Source organism: Corynebacterium sp. LaCa_70 (genome assembly GCF_058182015.1).
In genome coordinates this window covers 129,598-152,030 of record NZ_CP190914.1, presented here as the reverse complement: position 1 = coordinate 152,030, position 22,433 = coordinate 129,598, and the positions used below count along the sequence as shown (strand labels likewise).

Annotated in this window: 19 protein-coding genes; 8 read left to right on the top strand and 11 right to left on the bottom strand. The window is 59.1% G+C overall.

Annotation, left to right across the window (positions count from 1 at the left end; all coding sequences use genetic code 11):
* Positions 1-20 precede the first annotated feature (20 nt).
* Positions 21-953, top strand: a complete 933-nt coding sequence (locus ACP8MI_RS00680) for an NAD-dependent epimerase/dehydratase family protein (protein WP_249606265.1) — start codon at positions 21-23, stop codon at positions 951-953.
* Here ACP8MI_RS00680 and ACP8MI_RS00675 read toward each other — a convergent pair.
* The 5 genes from ACP8MI_RS00675 to ACP8MI_RS00655 are packed head-to-tail and all read right to left on the bottom strand — an operon-like array spanning position 925 to position 5,097.
* The gene (locus ACP8MI_RS00675) at positions 925-1,338 is read right to left on the bottom strand and encodes a DUF2304 domain-containing protein (RefSeq protein WP_249606264.1); all 414 of its coding nucleotides are present in this window, start codon (positions 1,336-1,338) and stop codon (positions 925-927) included. The two genes, ACP8MI_RS00680 and ACP8MI_RS00675, sit on opposite strands and share 29 nt — an antisense overlap.
* Positions 1,339-2,031 (bottom strand): polyprenyl-phospho-N-acetylgalactosaminyl synthase PpgS, encoded by a 693-nt coding sequence (ppgS, locus tag ACP8MI_RS00670; protein ID WP_018120235.1) that lies wholly within the window; start codon positions 2,029-2,031, stop codon positions 1,339-1,341.
* A gap of 16 nt (positions 2,032-2,047) precedes the next feature.
* Positions 2,048-3,346 carry a polysaccharide biosynthesis protein gene (locus ACP8MI_RS00665; RefSeq protein ID WP_147579042.1) on the bottom strand — a complete coding sequence of 433 codons (1,299 nt, stop codon included), beginning with the start codon at positions 3,344-3,346 and terminating at the stop codon, positions 2,048-2,050.
* A 12-nt stretch (positions 3,347-3,358) separates the two neighbouring features.
* The gene (locus tag ACP8MI_RS00660) at positions 3,359-4,216 is read right to left on the bottom strand and encodes a glycosyltransferase (protein ID WP_147579041.1); all 858 of its coding nucleotides are present in this window, start codon (positions 4,214-4,216) and stop codon (positions 3,359-3,361) included.
* The gene (locus ACP8MI_RS00655) at positions 4,216-5,097 is read right to left on the bottom strand and encodes an alpha/beta hydrolase family protein (RefSeq protein ID WP_147579040.1); all 882 of its coding nucleotides are present in this window, start codon (positions 5,095-5,097) and stop codon (positions 4,216-4,218) included. Before ACP8MI_RS00655 ends, ACP8MI_RS00660 begins: the two co-directional genes overlap by 1 nt.
* A gap of 119 nt (positions 5,098-5,216) precedes the next feature.
* Here ACP8MI_RS00655 and ACP8MI_RS00650 point away from each other — a divergent pair, with 119 nt between their 5' ends.
* Positions 5,217-5,831: a CG0192 family protein gene (locus ACP8MI_RS00650; RefSeq protein WP_147579039.1), complete on the top strand. Its 615-nt coding sequence runs from the start codon at positions 5,217-5,219 to the stop codon at positions 5,829-5,831.
* A 24-nt stretch (positions 5,832-5,855) separates the two neighbouring features.
* On the opposite strand, the gene ACP8MI_RS00645 is transcribed toward ACP8MI_RS00650, so the two are convergent.
* A complete protein-coding gene (locus tag ACP8MI_RS00645) occupies positions 5,856-7,847 on the bottom strand; it encodes a M13 family metallopeptidase (RefSeq protein WP_284589382.1) in 1,992 nt (663 codons plus the stop codon).
* 28 nt (positions 7,848-7,875) lie between these two features.
* On the opposite strand from ACP8MI_RS00645, the gene ACP8MI_RS00640 reads away from it, so the two are divergent.
* Both ACP8MI_RS00640 and ACP8MI_RS00635 read left to right on the top strand, forming a co-directional pair.
* On the top strand, positions 7,876-8,595 hold the full coding sequence (locus tag ACP8MI_RS00640; RefSeq protein ID WP_284589381.1) for a hypothetical protein: 720 nt from the start codon (positions 7,876-7,878) through the stop codon (positions 8,593-8,595).
* Between the two features lie 2 nt (positions 8,596-8,597).
* Positions 8,598-9,461, top strand: coding sequence for a PrsW family intramembrane metalloprotease (locus tag ACP8MI_RS00635; protein ID WP_284589380.1), 864 nt, complete (start codon positions 8,598-8,600; stop codon positions 9,459-9,461).
* On the opposite strand, the gene ACP8MI_RS00630 is transcribed toward ACP8MI_RS00635, so the two are convergent.
* The 3 genes from ACP8MI_RS00630 to ACP8MI_RS00620 form a co-directional block, all read right to left on the bottom strand.
* Positions 9,430-11,028 carry an aldehyde dehydrogenase family protein gene (locus tag ACP8MI_RS00630; protein ID WP_018120243.1) on the bottom strand — a complete coding sequence of 533 codons (1,599 nt, stop codon included), beginning with the start codon at positions 11,026-11,028 and terminating at the stop codon, positions 9,430-9,432. The two genes, ACP8MI_RS00635 and ACP8MI_RS00630, sit on opposite strands and share 32 nt — an antisense overlap.
* 118 nt (positions 11,029-11,146) lie before the next feature.
* Complete coding sequence (locus ACP8MI_RS00625; RefSeq protein ID WP_284589379.1) at positions 11,147-11,917, bottom strand: trypsin-like serine protease; 771 nt, start codon at positions 11,915-11,917, stop codon at positions 11,147-11,149.
* A 180-nt stretch (positions 11,918-12,097) separates the two neighbouring features.
* Positions 12,098-13,033 (bottom strand): trypsin-like serine protease, encoded by a 936-nt coding sequence (locus ACP8MI_RS00620; RefSeq protein WP_236658147.1) that lies wholly within the window; start codon positions 13,031-13,033, stop codon positions 12,098-12,100.
* 238 nt (positions 13,034-13,271) lie between these two features.
* Between ACP8MI_RS00620 and ACP8MI_RS00615 the strand changes: the two genes are divergently transcribed.
* Positions 13,272-13,445 (top strand): hypothetical protein, encoded by a 174-nt coding sequence (locus tag ACP8MI_RS00615; RefSeq protein WP_023018560.1) that lies wholly within the window; start codon positions 13,272-13,274, stop codon positions 13,443-13,445.
* A gap of 100 nt (positions 13,446-13,545) precedes the next feature.
* Here the strand turns inward: ACP8MI_RS00615 and betT are convergent, their stop codons facing one another.
* Entirely contained in the window at positions 13,546-15,735 is a 2,190-nt protein-coding gene (betT, locus tag ACP8MI_RS00610; protein WP_144737492.1) for a choline BCCT transporter BetT, read from the bottom strand.
* Between the two features lie 213 nt (positions 15,736-15,948).
* Here betT and betA point away from each other — a divergent pair, with 213 nt between their 5' ends.
* On the top strand, positions 15,949-17,721 hold the full coding sequence (gene betA, locus ACP8MI_RS00605) for a choline dehydrogenase (protein WP_284589441.1): 1,773 nt from the start codon (positions 15,949-15,951) through the stop codon (positions 17,719-17,721).
* Between the two features lie 16 nt (positions 17,722-17,737).
* Here the strand turns inward: betA and ACP8MI_RS00600 are convergent, their stop codons facing one another.
* Positions 17,738-19,321 carry a PepSY-associated TM helix domain-containing protein gene (locus ACP8MI_RS00600; protein ID WP_337891659.1) on the bottom strand — a complete coding sequence of 528 codons (1,584 nt, stop codon included), beginning with the start codon at positions 19,319-19,321 and terminating at the stop codon, positions 17,738-17,740.
* Between the two features lie 298 nt (positions 19,322-19,619).
* On the opposite strand from ACP8MI_RS00600, the gene ACP8MI_RS00595 reads away from it, so the two are divergent.
* Both ACP8MI_RS00595 and ACP8MI_RS00590 read left to right on the top strand, forming a co-directional pair.
* The gene (locus tag ACP8MI_RS00595) at positions 19,620-20,564 is read left to right on the top strand and encodes an aldose epimerase family protein (RefSeq protein WP_284589378.1); all 945 of its coding nucleotides are present in this window, start codon (positions 19,620-19,622) and stop codon (positions 20,562-20,564) included.
* A 199-nt stretch (positions 20,565-20,763) separates the two neighbouring features.
* Entirely contained in the window at positions 20,764-22,419 is a 1,656-nt protein-coding gene (locus ACP8MI_RS00590) for a sodium:solute symporter family protein (protein WP_284589440.1), read from the top strand.
* The last annotated feature ends 14 nt before the right edge of the window (positions 22,420-22,433 follow it).

Below are 22,433 nucleotides of genomic sequence, written 5' to 3'. Positions count from 1 at the left end.
CAGGGCGTAACCTTAAGGCCATGAAGGCTTTGGTTACCGGCGGCGCCGGATTCATCGGTTCTACATTGGTCGATCAGCTTTTGGCGCGTGGCGACGACGTCGTCGTCCTCGATAACCTCAGTCGGGGTAGCCGCGCCAACCTGGAGCAAGCCCGCAATTACGACGGGTTCAGTTTTGTGGAAGCCGACATCATCACCGGTGATCTGGAAGCCCTCTGCGCCGAGCACGAGCCGGAGGTGATTTTCCACTTGGCGGCGCAAATCGACGTGCGCCATTCTGTGGCGGACCCGTTGCATGATGCGCAAGCGAATATCATTGGCACGATTCGCCTCGCCGAAGCCGCGCGTAAAACCGGGGTGCGCAAAATCGTCGGCACGCCATCCGGCGGTTCTATTTATGGGGTGCCGGAAGAATACCCGGTCGATGAATCCACACCGATTGATCCGCACTCGCCGTACGCGGCCAGCAAGGCAGCCGGCGAGATTTATTTGAACACTTACCGGCACCTGTATGGTCTGGAATGCTCGCATATTGCCCCGGCTAATGTGTATGGCCCGCGGCAGGATCCGCACGGGGAAGCCGGTGTGGTCGCGATTTTCGCGCAGCGTTTATTGTCTGGTGAGCCCACCAAAGTCTTTGGCAACGGCAGCAATACGCGGGATTATATTTTCGTCGATGACGTAGTCGCGGCCTACCTGGCGGCTTCCGGCGCCGCGGGTGGTGGAGAGCGCTTCAACATCGGTACGGGTGTGGAAACCTCCGACCGACAGCTGCACACCCTGGTTGCAAACGCCGCCGGTGCCCCCGACACCCCGGAATATGCACCGGCTCGGCTCGGCGATGTTCCGCGTAGCTGCCTAAGCCCTGCCAAAGCAGAGCAATTGCTGGGCTGGCGCCCGCAGGTTGATATCGCGGAAGGTGTGGCTAAGACCGTGGAATATTTCCGCCGTTAGCCTCGGTATTTTCCGGCCGCGCGGTTTCTTCCGGCTGTGCGGCTTCCTCCGGCCCTGGTGCCTGCGCATTACTCAGCGCCACCGCACGCGCCAAGCGGGCAAAGCGCAATTCCTGCTCGCGGAAGCGCAAATACGAGCTGATCGTGACAAACACGAAAGCCACGATCAACCCATACAGCATCAAATCAGTGCCGCGCTGCACGCCAACCAGCTGGGCAACCCAGGTGGTGGCATCCGGAAATAGCACCGCAAAAATGGCGATGACCAAAAACACCACGAAACCGATTTTCACGCCGGCTTTCGCGCGTGCTTTGCGGCGGTTGCTCAGGAAATACAGCGTCAACGCGGCCACGGCGATGACCAGCAGAATTTGAATCAATAGCATTTAATCGAGTCTCTTTCCCAGTAGCCCGTCGGCAAGAATATTGACACCATTGAACAGCGACTGGCCCTTCGACATCGAATATTCGGTATACAGCACGTCGACGGGTTCTTCGCCCACGGTCCACTCACCGCTGCCCATGATGTCGACGAACTCACTGGCGTGGCTCATGCCGTTCATGCGCAGCTGCAGCTCATTGCCAAAACGGTGCCCCATCACACGCAAACCATTGTGGGCATCGCTAAGACCCAGGCGCTTCAGCTTGGGCGACAGGGCCACCACGATGCGCAGCACAATGCGTTTGATCAGCGGAACCTGGGAAGATTCTCGCTCATAGGCGCCAAATCGCGTGCCGACGACAATGTCCAAGTCATCTTTGCGCAACCGGGCGATCATATTCTCCACATCGTGCACCTGGTGCTGGCCGTCAGCGTCAAAGGTGACAAAGATCCGCGCACCGGGTTGCGCCCGGGCATATTCCACGCCGGTTTGGATCGCCGCGCCCTGCCCCAGGTTCACCGGATGTTGCACCAGGTGCGCGCCGCCAGCCAGGATTTGCTCTGGAGAGCCGTCCTTGGATCCATCATCAACCGCAACGATATTCGGAAAAGTCTTCCGCGCGTTTGCGATCACGTCACGGATTACCGTCGCTTCGTTGAAGCACGGGATCACCAGCCACACATCGGAATATTTCATTAAGCGTTACTATATCCTAATCAGACACGTAATTTGCGCGAAGGCGCGCCAATGTGGCCACATGCCAGGCCACACCGGCCAATGGGCCCACCGCCAGGGCGAGCGCGGATCGGGTCACCAGGTCCAACGGCAACAGCAGCAACAAGATATACGCGATGGCTGCCGCCCACCAGCCCAGGGTGTATGAGCGGTGGCGCTGATGCGCAAGCACTGCCGAACCCGTCAGCATCAGCAGTGCCGTGCCCACCGATGCCGCCGTCAGTACCGCGAGCACCGGGCCAGACAGAATGAAATCCTCGGCCAGGAACAAGCCAAACAACCACGGCCCAATCGCCCAGGCCAGGCCCGCACCAACGATTCCGAGTACCACCAACCCGGCCACCGGCGCGCGTAAAGCACCGAGCGGTTGTTCACGACGGCGCAGAAAAAACATGACGACGGCCGATTGGAATGCCGTGAGCGGCACCAGCAGCGGGGCTCGGGTGAGCATCACGCAGTACAGCAACGCGGCGATGGGCACAGCGGTGCTCGTCGGGGACAGTGCCAGGCTGAGGTCCACGAGTGCGGGAAAGCCGGTGACCATGAGCGCGGTCGCGGCGGTCGCGGCCATAGCAGCCAGGCTGTTGCGCCAGAACTGCCGGCCGGTGACATCGACTTCCGCGTGCACGAAGCTGTGCCGGTCGCGGGAGGCTGCGATAACCAGGATCCAGGAAACAGCACCACACACCGTGGCCACCATAAAGCCCACCTGGTAGCCAGCCTGCGGGATCATCTGCACAGTCAGGTAATCCAAGGACAGCACCGCAGCGACGAGCAAGCGAAATGCGGCGTCCATGCCCAACAGCGTGGCATAGCGATTCCAGCGTTCAGTGCCCGATAACAACCCCGCCACGGTTTGTTGCACGAAGATGCTCGCGACTCCGACGGCCATGAGAATGCCCGCCCACCACGGGTGTTCTGGTGCCACCGACGGTGCCCACCACAGTGCAGTCAGCGCCGCCAATATTCCCAAGGCCAGGCCGATGACACTACCGGTGCGCAGCGGCCTCGCCTGTTCAGCTGGCGCAATCAGGGCTGCTGGCTCGCCGTCTTGCTGCTGGTGCTGACGCTGGCCCTGATCTTGCTGCTGTGCCGCCCCCACGGCGCGAGTGGTTTCTTGCAGCATGCCGTTGGCCACAGCAGCAACCGCAAAAAACGACGACCAGAACACCAGCCAGCGATCTGCACCATCGGTGCCCAACACGGCAGCAGCCAAGACCATGACCACATAACCGCTGGCGGCGGCAAAAACCATCGCCACTGTCATCCAACGCACAAATACGCTCCTTTAGTTTTTCCCTATTCCGGCCTCTGATCGGAATAACACCCCATACGCAAACCGCAACAGCGGCGGTGGCAACACACGAAACGTATTACGCGCCAGGTAATTACACACCGCCCGCGGCCACGAGATCAGCCCATAGCTCACCAGGTTGCGTTGCAGCTGCCATTCGGACACAAACGATTTTCTGTGCAAGCGCCGCTGCAGCATTGCATCGTTAACCCGGAAGTACACCAAAGGTTCCGCTAAATTCGCCACCTTCGCACCGTGTGCCACCATGCGGGCGATGAAATCATAATCTTCTAATAATGCCACCGGCCGGTAGCCACCCACCGCGCGTGCGAGTTGTGTGCGCATCATGATGGTCGGATGATTAAACGGGGTTACTGTTTTCACCTTCGCTGCAATATCTTCGGTACGCACGCCCGGGCGCCGCGCCACGATGAGATCTTCCGGCGCACCGACAGCATCGCCATCGAATTCGTACATCGCCGCGCCCACCAGGTCCAGGTCGTCGTCGACAAGCGCGGCTAGCTGGGCTTCGAAGCGGTGCAGCACGCACACATCGTCGGCATCCATCACCGCGGTAAAGGTAGTGGACACCTCAGCTAGACTGCGCTGGCGCGCGATCGCCGCACCGCAATTTTCCGGAAGGCGAAACAGCGTGATGCGCTCGGCATACTCCGTTAACACTGCATCCAGTTCCTGTGGCACCGGACCATCGACGGTGACCAGGATTTCGTCCGCCGGGCGGGTCTGGTGCAACAAAGAATCCAGGCACGCGCGCAGAGCATCCGGCTGGTCCTTGTAATAGACCGACATGATGACGCTCAGGTCGGTGGGCGCTAGCGGCTCGTTTGGCATCAGTGCGCGCCCCAAAAATCGGAAATTTCGCGGATGGCCGCACGGGCGGTAGTCGGCGTGGCGACGTGGCGGTGTGCGGTAAGTTCCTGCAGCATAACGCGCGTACCGACGCCTCCGGCTGCCGAAATATCCGTGGTGTTTATGGTATTCGCGCTAGGGAAAGTCAGTGCTAAGGCGTCGACAAGATCGGCGTGCTGCAGCAACAGATCCGCCCCGGCCCACTTACCCCAGGCGGCTAGCTGGTCAGTGTCTGTGGTGGTGGTAAATTCCGTGGTTCGCACCGATTCCAGAGCGCGGCGCACGAAGGCACTGGCGTGTTCTGCGGTGGCCTCGGGTTGCAGCGGAAAGTGCACGCTCAACACCGCACGCTGGGAATAACCGGCCAGTGCCGCGATCTCCGGCTCCCACGACATCTCCCGTGCGGCACCGGCATACCACCAACCGCCGACCACCGCGACTGCCACGCCCCGTGGGTTTTCCGGAAGATACCAGCGGCCGAATTCGTCGTCACGCGTGTCGATGCCCTGGGCGTAGGCAGTCACCGGCAGGGAATGATCCACCGCGCTGCCCAGCATGATCATCGCGGCATGCGTGATGCGATCCGGCAGGCGTGCCAGGTAGTTTTCGATCGCGGCGCGCTCGTCGGCACGCTGGCTACTGGGTTGGCCTGCCTCGACCTGCTTAGCTTCCGCTTCCCAGCCCGCGGGTTTGTCGTAGTGCGCATCAATAAACGACGCCAGCTGCTCCAAGCGTTCGCTTTCCGGCATCTCGCGCTCGTGTCCGCCGATCTGAAAATCGTCGTACATGCGGGCTTCTTCCGCACTCAAGCCTTCCGGGCGCTTTTTGCTGACGTTTTTATTGATCGCACTATTTTCCGTCATGGGTTGTAGTTTACGTGGCTGCTCCAGATGGCTGATTCGGGCGTCTTGGTACCGGCCCCTCGGTACCGGCCCCTCGGTACTATGGGGCCCAACAGCGATCCATGTGAAAGGAGTCTCTGATGACCGCAGTCGCAGAAATTTTTGATGCGAAATTGCAGCCAGGCAAAGAAGAAATCGCCGCACAATACGGCAACATCACCGATTTGCACGGCTTTTACCGCCTGGTGGACCCAGCCGGGGAAGTCGGCATCGAAGTCTATGTCGGCACCGACGATTCCGAGCAGCTACGCCAGCTGCCCCTGAGCTACCGCGCGGCCGACAACCTGGACCCGCACGCAGCGGATAACCCGATCGTGTCCATGCAACACTCCGTACTGGGGCAGCGTTCCGTGGCCTACGGGCTGTGTGATTCCGTCGCCGTGGAACAGTGGGTGCGCGCCATGATGACCGGGCAACGGGGTGCCGCATTTTCCAATGGCATCACCCCGATTTTCGCCATCCGCGGCACCGGAAAATCCCCCGATACGCACATCAGTGCGGTGAACCTGGACAAGGGCACTCCTGATTACGCGGAAGGCACCGTCAACGTCGACGGCGAGGTAAAACACTTCGAGCTGCACTTCCGCACAGAATTATCGCCCAGCGAGCAAGATGAAAAAGACACCTATGGCTTGCTGGGCGTGCACCGCGACAATGGCGAAGAATATGTCCTCGCCAGCCTCACGGTGAAATAACGCAGGCAGCTGCGCGCGAAGTAACTACCAGATGCTTACGCGCTGCTCCGGCGGCAAATACATCGGCGAATCCGGGCCGACTTCTTCGAAGGCCTCGTAGAATTCGTCGATGTTTGCTGCGATCTGGTTGCAGCGGAATTCCGCCGGCGAGTGCGGGTCAATGGCCAAGTACTGCTTCGCCATTTCTGGGCGAATCGCAGTGCGCCACACCCGGCCCCAGGCCAAAAACAGGCGCTGCAGGCCGTTGAATTTCCGCTCATAAAGCTCCGGCTGTGCGTCCTCCACATCAAAGGCTTCCACCGCGGTGTCGTCGTAGCTCATGCCTCGATCCTGCAGGTAGAGCTGGTATGCCACCACAGCGATGCCCAAACCGCCCAGGTCGCCAATGTTTTCCCCCAGGGTGAATTCGCCGTTCACGCCCGGCTTCTCGGCACTCTCAGCGCTGTCAGAGCCGTCTGCGCTCTCTGCATCGCCTGTACCGGTTTCTGCATCCCGCAGCACCGACGGCACCAAACCATCAAACTGCTGCACGAGTTTTTCGGTCAGCTCATCGAAGGCTTCGCGGTCTTCATCCGACCACCACTGGTTCAGGTTGCCCTGGCCGTCGTAATTCGAACCCTGATCATCAAAACCGTGGCCAATCTCGTGGCCGATGACGGAGCCGATTGCGCCGAAGTTTTCCGCGGCATCGGCTTCTGGGTTATAAAACGGTGCGCGCAAAATTGCGGCCGGGAAGGTGATGTCGTTGACCACCGGGTTATAAAACGCATTGACCGTCTGCGGGTTGGCCACCCATTCGTCGCGACGCGCAGGCTTACCCACTTTATCCAGCTCATAGTCGTGGCTAAACGCGGCCCCGGCGCGCACATTCGCCACCAGATCGGCGCCTGCCGGGGAAAACTCCAACCCGGAGTAGTCACGCCAGGTATCCGGGTAGCCGATTTTCGCTTTGAACTGCTCCAATTTTTCCAGCGCCCGCTCGCGGGTGGCGTGCGTCATCCACTCCAGATCAGAGATGCGCTGGCGGTAGGCGCGGATCAGGTAGTCCACAAGCTCCAGCATGTCTTCCTTGGACGAGGCCGGGAAGTGCTTGTCGACGTAGAGTTTGCCGATCTCCTGGCCCACCAAAGATTCCACGATGCCGACGCCGCGCTTCCAGCGGTCACGCTGCTCGGTGGAACCGGTCAGCTGGCGGCCGTAGAAATTGAAATTCGCCTCGCTGATCTCTTCGGTCAAAATGCCAGCGCGGGAAAGCAGAATGTGCCAGGTGGCCCACAGCTGCCAGTCGGCCAAGCGGTCGTCGGTCAGCAACCCCAGCAGGTGCTCGACGTAGCTCGGCATCATGTTCACCAGGCGATGCTCCGGCAGTTTGCCGCCGCGCAACAATCGCTGGATCAACTCTGGCAGCTCGTCGAAATCCGTCGGGTTATAGGTTTTCAGAGCATCACGGCTGGCCACGACATCCCAGTGGCCGGAAGCGATCTCGGTTTCCAGGGCGACGATGCGCTCTGCTGCCACATCGGCATCCAGCCCGAACAGCTTCGCGGAATCGACAAACCCCAGCATCTTTGCGACGTGCTCGCGGTAGGCAGCCAACGTATCCGCATGGGTTTCACTGCGATAGTAGGCCTCATCCGGCAGACCAAGCCCGGATTGCACCAGGTAGGCCACCGCATCTTCACTGCCAGAGTCTTTTTCTACCCAGAATGTCAGCGGGCTGCCCACACCAACGCGTTCCAGCGCGCCCAAGTTTTCGACGAATTCTCCAATATCGCCGACGGAAAGCTTGGCGAAGTCGTCGGCAAGCGGTTCCAGCCCGGCGGCATTAACGCCCTCAGTGTCCATGAAGGAAGCAAACAAGTTGCCGGCGCGGCCGGTGTCCTCATTGACGATCTCTCGGACGTCATCTTCGGATTGATCACGCAGCTTGTGAAAGGTGCCATCCACTGCGCGATCATCCGGGATCACATGGTTTTCCAACCACGGGCCGTTGACATAGGTATATAGGTCATTCATGTTTGCTTAGTTTACTAGGCTGGCTAGCATGCCCGCTCCCGTTTCCCCACCCGATCTAAGCCCAACCCAACTTCGCTTATACCGCAGCCAACCGCAACGCACGACGCTGCTGTGGGTGGTGCTTGTCGTTGTGGTCGCCATCGCTATGCTCGCGCCCGTGGTGCTCAGCAAAGCGACCCCGTCGACACGCCAAGCTACTGCCCCACTGGTGGTGTCCGACCCACTGGCGGGGTCGGAATTGCACCTGGCGGACCGGGAATGCCCCGTCGACGCATTGGCGCTGACCGGCCAGGGGTGGAATTGCCCGGGGCTCCATATTGAGGCGATAACCACCCCACACGCAGGCGACCCGGACCTGGCGCTGCGCCGCATGTTCCGGTTTATCACGCGCACTGACCTCCCCGAAGGCGATATTTTGCGTGAGGGTGATCAGCGCCTGCTCATCGAACCGAATGGCCGAGGTATTGCCATGTCGACGAGCGCAATGGGTGCTTCCCAGGTCATCGTTTTCCGTGGGCTCATCAGCGAAAACTTAGACATTATTACCAGCTCCTGGCGCGAAATTTCCGGGAACGAACTGCCAGAAATTGTCCATGAGCTGCTGCAAGGCTATTCCGGCACTGGCAGCGATGGGGCAGAAAACCCGCTGCCGCAATCCGTTCATAATGCTTCCGTCCACAACGCGTCCGTCCGTAACGCGCCCGGACACACAAATGCATCCGCACAAACAGTCAGGCGGCACGTATAACCATGAGCAAATTATTCCGCTATTCACTGTTCTTATTCATCCTGGTGGGGCTGCCATTCATGGCGCTTCCTGTGCTGCCGAATGCCCTCGCTTTGCCCACCCCGGCTGCGATCAGCGCCGTGTTTACCGCGCTGTATTTGGCCGTGCTCATCGCGGTGGTTCGTCGCACCCGCCTGTGGCCGTATCAAGGTTGGGCGCCCGCGGTTCTGGCGGTGCTGTGGGGTGCGGGCACCAGTTATGCATTGGTATCGGTGAGCGCACCGTCGATTATTGACCTTGCCGCGTATACCGGTGCGACCACGACGGCCGCGTCCTGGGGTGGGGCCTACCCAGAGGAGATCGCGAAAGCCACCGGCGTGGTTTTCATTTTATTGGCGTTTAAGCAGCTCAACCGGCCGTGGCATGGTTTTGTCATCGGCATGCTCGTCGGCCTGGGCTTTGAATCTTTTGAAAATCTGCTGTACGGCATCGTGATGGCGCCGATCCACCCGTCGTCGGATGTCATGGGTGTGCTGCAGATTTGGGGCGCCCGGGTGTTCCTCGGCCCGTTATTACATATCGCGTTTACCGGGCTTGCCGGCTGGGGAATCGGCTGGGCATTGTTCGCCGTCGGCCGGGGCTTGGCCTGGCGGCTGGCCCACGCGCTGGGCTGGTTCGCTGTGGCATTCGCCTGCCATTTCGGCTGGAATATTCTTGGCGACGACCTCGTGCTGCTGATCGGCAGCAAGATCGTCACCGGAATCGTGTTGTATGCGTCATTTATCTACGTCTGGGTGGCCGCCTTCAAGGCAGCCAAGCCCCAGAACGAGTTGTATACGGCGGTCAGCCAGTTACCTACTGCTGGCCAAACTGTCCGTGCACGGTAGGCGTCAGGTTGTGGTACACGTGCTTGTGCTCCTGGTATTCGGCCAAGCCGACCTCGCCTAGCTCACGGCCATTACCGGATTGCTTGTAGCCGCCCCACTCTGCCTGTGGCAGGTATGGGTGGTAGTCGTTGATCCAGATGGTGCAGTGACGCAGCCCGCGCACGATGCGCTCGGCTTTGCCGGCATCGGTGGTAAAGACTGCGCCAGTCAGGCCGTAGATCGTATCGTTGGCGATCTCCAGGGCCTCGTCTTCATCGCGGAAAGTCTCGATGGTCACGACCGGACCGAAGGCTTCGTCATAGACGAAATCCATGTCGGCATTGCGGTCGACGCCGTCGATGACCGTCGGCAAGTAATAAAAGCCTGCGCCCAAATCCGACTGCCCAGTGCCGTGCTGGCCGTTGGTGTCCTCGCTGGTGGCAGCGCGTCCGCCGGAGAGGATCTTCGCTCCGTGCTCGCGGGCTTCATCCACGTAACCCGCGACTTTTTCGCGGTGCTCGGCGGAAATCAGCGGGCCGGTCTCTGCCTTGTCGTCGGTGGGGCCGCCCAGTTTGATGTTGTTGGCGCGCTTGGCAAATTCTTCCACGAATTTATCGTGCAGTGATTCCTCCACCAAGATGCGCGAACCCGCTGAGCAGACCTGTCCGGAGTGGAAGAACGCACCGTTCAACGCGTTGTCGACGGCAACGTCGAAGTCGGCGTCGGCAAAGATGATGTTCGGGTTTTTTCCGCCCAGTTCCAGGGCCACGCGCTTGACGGTTTCTGCCGCGTTGCGGGCGATGAGCTTGCCTGTCTGCAGGCCGCCGGTGAACGAGACCATGTCTACATCCGGGTGGGTAGACAGCGGATTACCGCAAGCCGCACCCGCACCGGTAATCAGGTTGGCCACGCCGTCTGGCAGGCCGAGTTCCTTGGTCACGGCCATCAGCAGCATGGCGGTGTGCGGGGTCAGCTCTGCTTGCTTCAGCACGAAGGTGTTGCCAGCAGCGATGGCCGGTGCCACCTTATACGCGACCTGCAACAGCGGGTAGTTCCACGGGGTGACCATGCCGACGACGCCGACTGGTTCGTGGTCAATGCGCGAGCGCACATTGTCCATGCCTGGGTCCACCACGCGACCAGCCTGGTGTCCGATCAGAGTGCCGAAATGATCGAAGGCCGCGGCGATATCGTCCATATCCACCAGGGAGTCTTCGAAGCGCTTGCCGGTATCGGCGGATTCTGCGGCAGCGAAGAGTTCTTTATTTTCGCGGATCTTATCCGCAATGCCGATGACCAGGCGGCCGCGTTCCCGGGCTGGCACCGACGACCACACGCCGGAATCAAAAGTTTCGCGGGCGACCTTGATGGCCGCGATGGTGTCGTCATCCGTGGCTTCCGAGACCGTACCCACCGTGGTGCCGTCAGCGGGGCAGCTGATGGTGCGAGTGCCGCCTTCTTGTGCCTGGCGCCACTGCCCACCGATGAACAAGCTGGCCGGTGCGTCGTTTCCGGCGCGGTAGACGTCGGCAAGCAAGTCCGTGGTGGTGGGGTCAAACAGCGTGCTGCGGTTGTTCGCGTTGGTCAAAATGACACCTTTCGCTTGGGGTCGAATTGTTTCTCGAATATCCCAATTTTACTGCGAAAGGTGGCCACGCGCTGTGCAAGTTTGCTCACGCTGTGGGCTGAGCTTGCCGACGCGAGTTTTATTTCGCCGCGACAGCTCGAGCTCGTGGCAAGAAACCTTTCAACCGCAACAGTTTATCCATCCCGTTGACCGCGCCATTGCCCAGATTTGGTTCATCGCCATTGCGCGCCATAGTCTGCTTGATCCAGTTGATCTCACCTGAAATATCGGCCAAGTTCATCGGTGTTCCGTTACCAGAAATCGCCGAAGCTACGCCGGATAGCTTACCGTCGATGAACAATGGTCCGCCGGAATCACCAGGCTGTGCATACGCTCCGTCTTTGTGGTGCACGGTGTACATTTTGCCGTTGTTGTAGCTGCCGTTTTGATATAGGTTTTTCACTTCTGCCTGGGAGTGCGGCAGCCGCTTGTGCGCGGTGCTATCCCAGCCGTAGAAGGTTCCTACCTGGCCTGGCTTGGGCGCTTCAGTAGCCAGCTCTGGGTAGCTGTCGAACTTGAATGCGGAGTGTGTGGACATACGCACCAAGGCAATATCGCCGGTTGGTGCGTGGTAGGCCTCTTCAGTGCCATCCACTCCGGTCTTTTCAACCCCGGTGTGCAACAGGTGCGCCGTGGTGTGATTGCCGAAGCAGTGTTTTGCTGCCAGGATCCAGTGCGGGCTGATGGCAGTTCCGGTACATCCACCGACGATGACGACGTTTTTCGCCAGCGCATCGTCATCAGACACTGGGGTTCCGCCCTGCACGGCGTGAGCAGCAGGGGCGGCAATGATGCTTGCTGCCATTGTTGTGGCAGCAGCTAAGGATAGCGCAATCTTCTTTATACTCATGCGCACTACTCTACTTTATTTGGAGAACACTTATTTCTAATTAAAAACCAAATGAGAGTAATTTAACAAACCTAGTAACCTCCGAATGACTCCTGTGCACAATCGTGCATCATTGCCGCATCAGGCGATAATTCCGCAGCTCATTCGGGGTTTCCAGACAGGAAATTCCCAGGCAGGAAATTACAGGCTAGATGACGACAGCAAGGGGCTGCCCTGGTTTGGCCGCGCAGGTTTCGCTGGCTGCTGCTTGCCAGGTTTTGGTTGAGCTGGTTTTGGCGCCTGCTCCTTTTCTTTATTATGCTCAGCGTCGTTGTGCTCAGCGCCCTCTTTTTCAGCGCCGTTTTCTTCAGGGTTGCCTTTTCCAGCATCCGGCTTCGGCAAATTTTTATTTTGCATAAGCTTTTCCACGCCATTAACCGCGCCGTTGCCCAGGTTTGGCTCGTCACCATTTTTCGCCATGGTCTGTTTGATCCAGTCCAGCTGCGCAGAGATATCGGCCAAATTCAGTGGCACGCCGTCACCGGAAATTGCGGAAGCCACACCTGAGAGCTTGCCATTGATGAAGAACGGCCCGCCGGAATCACCTGGCTGCGAGTACGCACCGTCTTTGTGGTGCACGGTATACATCTTGCCGTTGTCGTAGCTACCGTCCTGGTACATACCCTGCACCTCAGCCTGGGAGTGCGGCAGCCGCTTGTGCGAGGTGTTATCCCAGCCGTAGAAGGTTCCTACCTGGCCTGGCTTCGGTTCTTCAGTAGCCAGCTCCGGGTAGCTGTCAAAGTTGAACGAAGAATGCGTGGACATGCGCACCAAGGAAATATCGCCACTCGGTGCGTGGTAGACCTCTTCAGAGCCTTTCGTGCCGGTCTTTTCAATCCCGGTACGTACCAGCTTTGCGGTGGTGCCATCGCCGAAGCAATGCCGTGCTGCCAGCACCCAGTGCGGACTGATGGCAGTTCCGGTACATCCGGAGACGATGACGACGTTTTTGGCCAGCGCATCATCATCCGAGACCGGGGTTCCACCCTGCACGGCGTGAGCGGACGGGGTGGCAATGACGCTTGCTGCCATGGTCGCGGCAGCAGCTAAAGATAGCGCAATCTTTCTTGTACTCATGCGCATTACAATACTTCATTCGGAGAAGTCTTGTAATAAGCTGGATATGGGTCGCAAGTTATTTAATAAAAACAATAACCCCCATGATGCAACGACACCTTCAGGGCAGACGGTCCACTCTTCAATATTCGAGCAACATTTTATATTCTGTTAGCCTTACTTCTGAGCATAACCTCATGCCACGCATCCCCTCACGGAGCTGCTGCTTTTTGCTGTTGCTTTTTGCTAAGGAACCCTCATGAGCTATTCAAAACTAGCACAATCGTGCATCATTGCCGCATGGGCAGCATTAATCATCCCTATACTGTTGATGATTTTTGTTGACTCCACCGGCGGACTGTGGCTTTTGGTTCCAACTTTCCTGACAGCTGCTGCTGTTACTTCTTTTTGGACAATAAAAGCCACACAATAGCTTCATCCGAACAACAAGAAACCCCCGGAATCACAGCAGACTGTTGCCTACACGGTGACCTGGGGGCTTCGCTATAGCTGTACTGTCAATAGCACCGGTTTTATTCGGAGAAGTCTTCCTTCCAGCTGCGAACCGGATTCGAGTTATCCGACAGATCCGAAGAACCGCGCAGTGGCGCCTGCATGTGCAGGTACTCCAAGTGGCGATCGTAGAGGTCCAGCACGTTATTAATCAGCTGATCCTCGTCGTAGCCATAAACATCAAAGCCCATGGAACCGTTGTTGTCGAAGACCTCCAGGCGATAATAATCGCTGCTGCCGTCCACAAAATCCGGACTCTCGGTCTGGATTGGGTACAGCTGATAACGGAACTCACGCTCGTCACCCAGCTGAATTTCCAGGTCCAGCTGCGGCAGCTGGCATTCTTCTACCAGGCTGGTGAGCAAGCGGGCATCCAGGCCTTCGCTACGCAGCTCGGTGCAAAGTTTCTCCAGCGCCGGGGTGGCGGTGTTCTCGAAGTATTCGGTGATTTCCTTGCCACTTGGCCAACGGTTGGCACGGCCAATGCGGGATTTCCACCGCGCCCCGCCGACGCGACCGGCAATCGCCGAGTGCAGTGCCACCGCGCGGGAATCACGCTGGATGTTTTCTTGCCGCAGCGACTTCCACAGCGAGAACATGACCATCCACATCACGAAGGCGAACGGCAAGCCCATGATCACCGTGGCAGCCTGCACTGCAGCAACACCACCAATGCCCAGCATGCCCAGGGTAAGCACACCGACGGTCAGCGACCAGAACACGCGCAACCACGGCGCACCATCCTGGCGGTGATCCACGATGTGCGAAGTGAAGTTCGCCATCACCAGCGCACCGGAGTCCGCCGAGGTGATGTACAACAGCAAACCACACAGGGTGGCCAGCAAAATCAGGGCCGACGCGCCTGGGTAGGTGCCCAGCAGTTCATAGAAACCGGACTCTGGCTGCGCCATTGCGGTTTCGGCGAATTCTTCATTATTGCCGCCCATGACCAAATCCAGTGCCGAGTTACCGAAAAACGACATCCACAGCACGATGAAGAGGAATGGGAACATCAAGGTACCGATAACGAACTGACGCAGGGTGCGGCCGCGGGAAATACGCGCCAAGAACAGGCCGACGAAGGTTGCCCAGGCAATCCACCACGCCCAGAAGAACAGCGTCCACGCTTCCATCCACGCACCGACGGCTTCCTGATCATCCGCGTAGGCGTAGGTGTCCATGACCCACGATGGGAAGCTGGCCAGCATCGTGCCGACGTTATCGATCAGAGCGTTGAGCAACCAGGCGGTCTTACCGGCGATCAGCACGTACAGACCCAAGAAGATGGCGACGGCCACGTTGAGCTCGGAAAGCCGACGAATACCCTTGTCGACGCCCGAGATCGCGGAAATCGTCGCCACGATCACGCCGACGGCCACCAAGGTCGCCTGCAAGCCCATGGACAGTTCCACATCGAAGATGATGTGCAGGCCGTAGCTGAGCTGGACGACGCCGATACCCAGCGAAGCAGCAATACCGAAGACGGTACCCAGCATCGCCGCGATTTCCACGGTGTGCCCAGCCGCACCGTGAATGCGCTTGCCGATAATCGGATACAACGCCGAGCGAATCGCCAACGGCATATTCAGGCGGTAGGCGAAGTAGCCGAAGGCCATGCCCATCAGTGCATACATGGCCCAACCGACGATGCCATAGTGGAACATCGCCCAGGCCACAGCTTCTTTCGCCGCGGCGTAGGTTTCTGGGTCCGTTGTTGGCGGCTCAAAGTATTGTGTGAGTGGTTCGGCAACACCGAAGAACATCAAGTCGACGCCGATTCCCGCGGCAAACAGCATCGAAGCCCAGGTGTACAGGCTGTACTTCGGGCGCGAGTGATCCGGCCCCAAGCGGATATTACCGGTGCGGGAAAAGGCCACTACCAGCACGAAGATCACCACTGCGGCGGCGGTCAAAATATAAAACCAGCCGAAGTTGCTGGCGATCCAGCTCGTGATCGCGTTCAGGTTGTCTTCCGCGGATTCCGTCGCCAGGAACGTATACAGTGCGATGGCCAAAATGATCGCACTGGAAAAACCAAACACGACCCAGTTCGGCTTCGCTACCGGCACGGCATCGCCGTGATCATAGCCGGTTTCGGTACGGAAGGTTCCCACCAGTGCCCGAGGAATAAACCGCGAGGCCTTATTAGTACTCGCCTTATTATCTGTACTGTCTGTCGATTGCGGTTCAGCTGAATCAGCCACCACCATCTCCTTACATTCTGCTGTTGTACGGATTTTTTGATTCCATTTTGAACCAATTCTCAGTTTTTCAAGCTTTTTGACTGTATACCATCACACAGTTATTGGCTAGGGCTATTTTTCGCAGCTAGGCTGGTTGGTCGTTCCGCACGCGGCTACCGCCGTGGGCACAAGCAGTAGAAAGGACGCAGCGTGAGCATTTTTTCGCGACTGTTTAACACCATGAATGCCGCGACCTCGGCAAAGAAGGCGTCGACAAGCTCGGCGCCAGTAACCGATGAAGTCAGCGACGTCGTTGTCGTCGGCGGCGGATCTGCAGGATCGGTTGTTGCCAACCGTTTGACCGAAGACCCAGACACCCGCGTCGTCGTGTTGGAGGCTGGCCGCCCCGACAGCATCTGGGACCTTTTCATCCACATGCCATCCGGGTTTTCCTTCCCCATCGGCGACAAGGACTACGACTGGGTGTATGAAACCGAGCCAGAACCAGAAATGAACGGCCGCCGCGTGCCACACGCACGCGGTAAGGTGCTGGGCGGTTCCGGTTCCATCAACGGCATGATCTTCCAGCGCGGCAACCCGCTCGATTATGAAAAGTGGGCAGAAAACCCAGGCCTGGAGCACTGGGACTACGCGCACTGCCTGCCGTACTTCAACAAAATGGAAACCGCGAAGGGCGCCGACGCCAACGATCCGCGCCGTGGCCACAACGGCCCGCTGTACTTGTCCCGCGGCCCGGCCACCAGCCCACTGTTCCAGGCACTGTTCAAATCCGTGCAGGAATCCGGCTACGAGCTGACCAACGACGTCAACGGCTACCGGCAGGAAGGCTTCGCGCCTTTCGACCGCAATATTAAAAAAGGCCGCCGCCACTCGTCAGCACGCGCCTACCTGCACCCGATCTTGCAGCGGGAGAACCTGGAAGTACGCACCCAGGCTTTCACCCGTCGCGTAATTTTCGACGGCACCACCGCCAAGGGCGTGGAATACGAATGGCAGGGTGCTACCCGCCGCATCTACGCGGACAAGGTCATCCTGGCTTCCGGCGCTATCAACACGCCACAGCTGCTGCAGCTTTCCGGCGTGGGCCCACGCGAGTTGCTGGAAGAACACGGCATTGACGTCGTCAAGGAACTGCCCGGCGTGGGTGAAAACCTGCAGGATCACCTCGAGGTTTACATCCAGTATGAGGTGGATACGCCGCACTCCTCGCAGCCGTACCTGCGCAAATGGCGTTGGCCGTTCATGGGCCTGCAGTGGTTGCTGACCCACAAGGGACCAGTGGCAACCTCCCACTTTGAGGCCGGTGGCTTCGTGCGTTCCAATGACGACGAAGAATACCCGAACTTGATGTTCCACTTCCTGCCGATGGCCGTGCGTTACGACGGCACCCCAGCCAAGGTCAAGCACGGTTTCCAATGGCACGTCGGCCCTATGTTCTCCGATACCAAGGGCTGGGTGCGCATCCAATCGGCAGACCCACACGTCAAGCCAAAGATGCTGTTTAATTACCTGCGCACCGAGCAAGACCGCCGCGAATGGGTCGAGGCCGTGCACAAGGCACGTGAGCTGATGGCCACCGACGCGATGGCAGAACACGGCACCCGCGAATTCTCCCCAGGCCCGGACGTGCAGACCGACGAGGAGATCCTGGAGTGGGTACGCAACGACGGCGAAACCGCTTTGCACCCATCCTGTACTGCAAAAATGGGTGCCGAGGACGATCCGATGGCCGTCGTGGATCCCGACACCATGCAGGTGTGGGGCACCGAAGGCTTGTACGTCGTCGACGCTTCGGTCTTCCCATCAATCACCAACGGCAATATTTATGCGCCGACGATGATGGTCGCCGAGAAGGCAGCCGATTTGATCAAGGGCAAGAACCCTCTGCCTGCGAATAATGCGCCGTTCTACCGTGCCGGTCAAGACATGCCGCTGTATGCCGAAGGTGAGAAGCGCCGCGACCACGTCGAGGCGCCTAGCTCCTGGGAGTAATGAAAACCGATCCTAATTAAGCACGTGCGCCGTCGACAGCTGCGCGCCTGGTTTCGTGCCCGGCGTGCGCAGCGTGCCCGGTGTGCCCGGCGCGCTTGCTCAGCAACACGTCGGCAAGCAGCATCGCTGCCAAGCTAATTCCGAATAGCGGCAAGAAACCGCCCACGGCAACCAGGAATACGGCGACGATGATCCACTGCTTGGTGCTCAGCTTCGTGCGTGGCCCCGGGATACCCGCGGTTGCACCTGGGGTTGGGCGGCGCTTCCACCAGATCAGGTAGCCCAGCACCACCAGCCCGGCGATGGCCAGGGCGGTGACCAGCAGCAGGATCTGCAGCGGCAGGCCAAACATGATTCCCATGTGCAGGTAAATGCCCCACGAGGTCAGCTTAGAAAACAGCGGCAGCTCGGAAAATGGCAGACGGTCGATGACTTCGCCGGTTTCACCGTCGACAGAAATCGCATCCGAGGTGGTGCGCCATTCAGTCCAGCGCTCGCTGGCCTGCCAGCCGTGCTCCACTGATTCTCCTGGGGACATGCGCAAAGAACCAGTCAGGCCTTCTTCGCGCGCCGTCGCCAAGACCTGGTCGGACTGCTCCGCGATTTCTTCGGGAGTCCAGGCGCGAGCTTCTGCCTCGGACGCCGCGCCACCGCCGTGAACAGCGTGTTCTGCGTGCGGGTCTGCGGCTTCTGCTGATTCACCGCTGAGTTCCGTGGTGATCGGATCCGCGCGCCACTGCAACGCTTCCACGGTGCGGTTCACGTTGCCGCCAGCATAAGTTGACCACGTAATTCCGGTAACCGACAGCGCCAGCATGCCGATAAGCATCCAGGTGCCCGTCACGCCGTGCAGGTTGACCAGGCGACGACGTCCGGAGCCTTTGTTTTTGGCGTCCTTGGCGCCACCATTTTTCGCTTCTTTGCCGGTACGCGCGTTACCGAACCCGAATAGCTGCTGCACCTTTTTATTGCGGGAAGCCCATAACACCAGCCCACCCAAGGCAAAGAACCACAGCCAGCTGGCAGCCAGCTCCGAGTACAGCTCGCCTACTGGTCCCAGATGCATGCTCTCATGCAGGTGTGAAATCCACCGGCGCAGCGGCAACTCGCCCAGACCGGAATAGGATGGCTCATCACCAACGACGGCTCCGGTGTACGGGTTGACGAACACGCTGCGCAGTTCTGCCTCGTCAATGGTTTCGTCGATAAGCAGCACGCGGGTGGTCTCACCTGGTTCCGACGATGGCCACACCTGGGCAATATCCAAATCCGGGAAGGCTTCGTGGGCCTGCGTCACCTGCTCTTCCAACGAAATCGTGTTGGTAACACCTTCCGAACCAGGTGGCGGTGTGACGGTCAAAACGTCCTGGTACACCAGCTTTTCGGCGGTGGGTGCGACTGCATACAACGCGCCACTGATGGCTGCGATGAGCAGAAACGGCCCGATGAACATGCCAGCATAGAAATGCAGGCGTCGGAGCAGCGCCACAAGAGCATTGGGTTTGCGTGCGCCACGTTTATTGCGCGCAGAGGTCTCGTCGACGGCGCCAGCAGGCATCGTGGTAGATGCTTGCGCTGGGCGATCTTGGCGTAGAGTCATAGACATGAGCCTTCGGGTTCGGGGACTAAAACTTGTCTGGTGAAGTTCTCGTCTGCAGCCGCGAACTACACAAAGTAGTCGCACCCCGAGTGGGAAAAGTTCCCAAGCAATTTTTAACGTTTCGGGTTGGTGATCTTTTCAAGTCAACCGGTTGAAAATTCCCAGCAAAATACGCATGCGACGCAAAATTGTTAGATTAGCACCCCCTCTAAATTAACAATTTTCGCCAATTCTCCGAATAATGCACAATTAGCCAACAACTGCCAACAACGATTGCCCACCTTCTACACTGCACATCATGACTTCTCACACTGCAGTGCAGATCTCCGCCGGCGCCTACACCGCCACAATCGACCCGCATGGCGCTGGCCTAGCCACACTCGATTACCACGAAAAACCCCTGGTTGCAGGCTATACGAGCACCCGACCGATGACCGCCGGCGCACTTTTGGCCCCCTGGCCGAACCGAACTGGCGACGGCATCTTTTCCCACCACGGCACCATCCACCAACTGCCCTGCACTGAACCCGACCGCAACAATGCCTTGCACGGCTACGCCGCCGATGCCACCTGGGAAATCATCGACCGCTCCCCTGATTCCGTCATTATGCAGTGGCAGGGCCCGGCGCGCACCGAATGGCCCTGGCCGCTGGTGTATTCCATAACGTGGGCGCTTGCCGACGATGGCCTGTCCGCAGAACTCACCGTCACCAATAGCGGCGCCGACGCCAGCGCTGGCACCAGCACCGAAACTGCCCACCCCAGCACAGCATCCAGCCCTTTCGGCGTGGGCTGGCACCCGTACCTCAGTGCGCAGGGAGCACCACTGGATGAATGCACGCTAGTTATGCCAGCAGCCACGAACCTGCCGTTGGACCCGGAGCGTTTGCTGCCTGCGGGGCCGGAAATTCCGGCCACGGAGATCGTCGGCAAGCACCAACACATGGCGGGAATCACGCTGGATCATTGCTTCCGGTTAGATGCGCCACCGGCCAGCAGTAACCACGCAGCCCACCACATCGAGCTGCGCAACGCCGCAGGTAGTGGCGCCAGGCTCTGGGCGGATGAACGTTTCGGCTGGTGCCAGGTTTATACGTCCTCGGAATCCGCCCCAACTATCGGGCGTGCCATTGCCGTGGAACCGATGACCTGCCCACCGAATGCGCTGCGCAGTGGCGAGAGCTTACTGCAGTTGGCGTCGGCAAGCAGCACGAGGTTCCGCTTCGGAATTTCCGCGATTTAGGCCCCATCTCACCCTAAACTTGCCCTTTAGGGTTATGATGAATGCGCCGCATCGCACCTAACATGTGATGGTTACCTAACTTGGGTAGTTTTCGCTGCTAGGCGCACATCCATTTTCCTTCGCACAGGGACCGAGCAGGCCAGCAATGCAGGTTATCCTCGGCCGTGGGGAAGGCCTATTTTTCCGGGAGGTTCCCGCTATGCAGGAAGACGGCCTGCTTTTGAATGCGTCCTGGGTGGACTACACCCTGGTGGCGATTTATTTCTTGTTCGTGCTCGGCATCGGCTGGGCCGCAAAATCGAAGGTGTCGAGTTCCATCGACTTCTTCCTATCCGGACGCTCGCTACCAGCGTGGGTGACGGGCCTGGCCTTTATTTCCGCCAACCTGGGTGCTGTCGAAATCGTCGGCATGTCCGCCAACGGTGTGCAGTACGGCTTCGAAACCATGCACTACTTCTGGATCGGCGCCATCCCGGCGATGGTGTTCCTGGGTATTGTCATGATGCCGTTCTACTACGGTTCGAAAGTGCGCTCGGTGCCAGAGTTCATGCGCCGTCGTTTCGGTAGCGGCGCGCACCTGGTCAACGCCCTGTCTTTTGCCCTGGCACAGCTGCTGATCGCCGGTATTAACCTGTTACTGCTGGCCAAAGTTGTGAACTCGCTGCTGGGGTGGCCGCTGTGGGTCACGCTGGTGATCGCCGCGGTCATCGTGCTGTCCTATATCACCTTAGGTGGCCTGTCGGCTGCCATTTACAACGAGGTGCTGCAGTTCTTCGTCATCATCGCTGCCTTGCTGCCGCTGACCTTGATTGGTCTGCACAGCGTCGGCGGCTGGTCTGGCTTGAAGGAAAAAGTCGCTGATCCGAGCCACTTCAGCGCCTGGCCGGGTACGGAAATCTCCGGTTTCGACCACCCAATCGTTTCCGCCATTGGCCTGGTCTTCGGCCTCGGCTTCGTGCTTTCCTTCGGTTACTGGACCACCAACTTCGTCGAGGTGCAGCGCTCCATGGCAGCGGATTCGCTGTCGTCGGCACGCAAAACCCCGATCATTGGCGCGTTCCCGAAGATGTTCGTGCCGTTCATCGTCGTCATCCCGGGCATGATCGCCGGCGCCACCGTCACCCCGCTGATGGATGGTTCCGCGGAACCGAACGACGCCATGCTATACCTCATGCGCGATCTGCTGCCGAACGGCCTGCTGGGTGTCGCTTTGGCTGGTCTGCTGGCTGCTTTCATGGCTGGTATGGCCGCGAATATTTCTGCGTTCAACACCGTGTTCTCCTATGACCTGTGGCAAACCTACGTGGTCAAAGACCGGGAAGACGACTACTACACCCGCGTCGGCCGCTTGGCGACGATCGGCGCCACCGTCATTGCCGTATTCACCGCGCTGCTGGCGTCGAACTTCGGCAACGTCATGGACTACCTGCAAACCTTGTTCGGCTTCTTCAACGCGCCGCTGTTCGCCACCTTCATCCTGGGTATGTTCTGGAAGCGCATGACCCCGACCGCTGGTTGGGCTGGCCTGGTCGCCGGTACTGGCTCCGCGATTGTTTATTGGGCGATTGCTACCTTCTCCGCCGCGGAATCCGGCCTGTTCAACCTGCCGGGCCAGGGCACCGCGTTCGTCGCAGCATCGCTGGCCTTCGTCGTGGACATCCTGGTTTCCATCATCGTGTCCCTGGTGACCAAGCCAAAGCCGGACGAGGAGCTGGTGGGCTTCGTCAAGTCCGTCACCCCGAAGGAAAACCTGACCGACGCCACCGAAAATGGCTTGCCGTGGTACCGCCGCACCGTCCCATTGGGTGTGCTGTGCCTGGTGTTGGTCGTTATCCTCAACATCATCTTCGTTTAATTAAGGAGCCCGCA

Coding starts and splice junctions, on each gene's coding strand:
- ACP8MI_RS00680 (WP_249606265.1), top strand. CDS start 21: ATGAAGGCTTTGGTTACCGGCGGCGCCGGATTCATCGGTTCTACATTG.
- ACP8MI_RS00675 (WP_249606264.1), bottom strand. CDS start 1,338: ATGCTATTGATTCAAATTCTGCTGGTCATCGCCGTGGCCGCGTTGACG.
- ACP8MI_RS00595 (WP_284589378.1), top strand. CDS start 19,620: ATGACTTCTCACACTGCAGTGCAGATCTCCGCCGGCGCCTACACCGCC.
- ACP8MI_RS00615 (WP_023018560.1), top strand. CDS start 13,272: ATGAGCTATTCAAAACTAGCACAATCGTGCATCATTGCCGCATGGGCA.
- ACP8MI_RS00640 (WP_284589381.1), top strand. CDS start 7,876: ATGCCCGCTCCCGTTTCCCCACCCGATCTAAGCCCAACCCAACTTCGC.
- ppgS (WP_018120235.1), bottom strand. CDS start 2,031: ATGAAATATTCCGATGTGTGGCTGGTGATCCCGTGCTTCAACGAAGCG.
- ACP8MI_RS00660 (WP_147579041.1), bottom strand. CDS start 4,216: ATGCCAAACGAGCCGCTAGCGCCCACCGACCTGAGCGTCATCATGTCG.
- ACP8MI_RS00645 (WP_284589382.1), bottom strand. CDS start 7,847: ATGAATGACCTATATACCTATGTCAACGGCCCGTGGTTGGAAAACCAT.
- ACP8MI_RS00650 (WP_147579039.1), top strand. CDS start 5,217: ATGACCGCAGTCGCAGAAATTTTTGATGCGAAATTGCAGCCAGGCAAA.
- betT (WP_144737492.1), bottom strand. CDS start 15,735: ATGGTGGTGGCTGATTCAGCTGAACCGCAATCGACAGACAGTACAGAT.
- ACP8MI_RS00655 (WP_147579040.1), bottom strand. CDS start 5,097: ATGACGGAAAATAGTGCGATCAATAAAAACGTCAGCAAAAAGCGCCCG.
- ACP8MI_RS00600 (WP_337891659.1), bottom strand. CDS start 19,321: ATGACTCTACGCCAAGATCGCCCAGCGCAAGCATCTACCACGATGCCT.
- betA (WP_284589441.1), top strand. CDS start 15,949: ATGAATGCCGCGACCTCGGCAAAGAAGGCGTCGACAAGCTCGGCGCCA.
- ACP8MI_RS00625 (WP_284589379.1), bottom strand. CDS start 11,917: ATGAGTATAAAGAAGATTGCGCTATCCTTAGCTGCTGCCACAACAATG.
- ACP8MI_RS00590 (WP_284589440.1), top strand. CDS start 20,764: ATGCAGGAAGACGGCCTGCTTTTGAATGCGTCCTGGGTGGACTACACC.
- ACP8MI_RS00620 (WP_236658147.1), bottom strand. CDS start 13,033: ATGAGTACAAGAAAGATTGCGCTATCTTTAGCTGCTGCCGCGACCATG.
- ACP8MI_RS00635 (WP_284589380.1), top strand. CDS start 8,598: ATGAGCAAATTATTCCGCTATTCACTGTTCTTATTCATCCTGGTGGGG.